Consider the following 1,864-nt stretch of genomic DNA (forward strand, 5'->3'; position numbering starts at 1 on the left):
AGTGTTTAGTTTTTGAATAGTCGCTTTTATTGGTTATATTTAAACTACCTAGTAAAAGGTATTGGATTGTTACCGATTTATAGCGGGCAAAACCTAAAAAATAGTTATGACTATTTTTTAGGTTTTTTTTTGTCTGAAATTTAAAAGATTTTTAATTATTTTTTAATAATAAGTTTAAGGGGGGGAAAAGAAATGAAATTTTCAAAAAAATAGTATATAAAATCAAACCAAAACGAGTTGTTTTAATGACTATGCTAGGTTTGTGTTATTTACCCAATGCGATGGCAGCGACTCAAGATGAGCTAGAAGCAAGAATTGCGTTATTAGAGCAAAAGTTATTAGTTCTTAGTCAAGAGTCTAATGATTTGAAAAAGCAAGTAATTGATTCTAATAAGCAATTTGCTAAATTAAATAATAATCTTCAAAAACAACAAATTATTATAAATAATCAGAAAAAAGCGCTTAAAAATAGTCAAAATGTAGCAATTACAAAGCAACAGCCTCCAGTTAATCCTGTACAAGCAAATAATAATCAAATTTTACTAGTTAGTACACCAAAAACCGATACTATGCAAGACAGCAATCATCCAGAAAAGACTTCATTTACTTTAGCTGAATTTAAAGATTATATTAAAGAAGAAATAGGATTTTCTTATAATGGTTACTTCCGTGGTGGTTGGTCAACTTCAAGCAATGGTAAACCTAAAAATTATGCTGAAGGTGCATTAGGTCGATTTGGTAATGAATATGGTGGTTGGTATGATCTTATCTTTAAGCAAAAAGTCTATGATCAAGATGGAAGGCGAGTTGATGCAATTGTTATGATTGATGGAAACGTGGCAACAAATAAAGCTGCGGGTTTATTTAATACGCAAGATGACAATATTATGCAATTTTCAGATATATATTTAGAAACAAAAGGATTTGTGCCACGTTTCCCTGATGCGAAATTATGGGTGGGTAAACATTCTTTGCCTTATAATGAAATACAAATGCTTGATTGGAAAACACAAAAAACGCCAGCAGGTGGAGGTATTGGTATTGAAAATCTTAAAGTCGGTGTCGGTGCTCTTGATTTATCATTAGTTAGAGCAGATGTAAATGTGAAAAATAAAAAAGAAATAATTAGTACTGATGATAGTAAAGTAAATAAAATTGACCAATACAAAAAGGAAGAAGTTGATTTAAACGAACTAGAAATTCGCTATCGTGATATCCCATTATGGCAAAATGCAACGCTTGGTTTAAATGCTCGTTATTCAGCACCAAATAAATCTAAAATTCAAAATAGTATATCTGTTAAAAATGCTTGGCTTGGTAGCCTTGTTTTGCGTCAAAATGAATTTTTTGGCGGATTTAATCAGTTTACATTACAGACAGCAACCAATTCTGTTGCATCACAGTTGGCTAACATTAATACTAATAACCCAGAGTTTGCCAGTAATTCGGATAATGACTATATAGGTACACATACTGGTGGTAAAGCTTATCGTTTTGTATCGGAAGGTGAAGCTTATTTAAGCGATAATATCATTGTTGCCCATGCTTTGGCTTTAACTTCAGGAAATGATGTTTATTCTTATGATCTTAATCTTCCACATACCGATTTTACAAGTTTTAAATCAGCAATAAGACCAGCTTATATCTGGGATACTTATAATCAAAGCGGTGTTGAACTAGGTTACTTTCGTCAGAAAGACAAAGTTAAAAGTAAAACTTATGTCGAAGAAGGATATAAAATGGATCGGCTACACTAATTAGTACCAGTTTTATAAGGTCATTGTTATGATAAACTAAAAATAAGAGAAGGTAACAACAATGGCAATCGATTCATCACGAAGAGCAAAACGTAGCTTTACTAACG

1 protein-coding gene is annotated in these 1,864 nt (G+C 31.5%); it reads left to right on the plus strand.

All coding sequences use genetic code 11. The features are described from left to right. Nucleotides 1-245: 245 nt before the first annotated feature. Nucleotides 246-1,757, plus strand: a complete 1,512-nt coding sequence (locus A9G37_RS05455; RefSeq protein ID WP_065574865.1) for a carbohydrate porin — start codon at nt 246-248, stop codon at nt 1,755-1,757. The last annotated feature ends 107 nt before the right edge of the window (nt 1,758-1,864 follow it).

Source organism: Gilliamella sp. GillExp13, from assembly GCF_001690815.1.
GTDB lineage: Bacteria > Pseudomonadota > Gammaproteobacteria > Enterobacterales > Orbaceae > Gilliamella > Gilliamella bombi.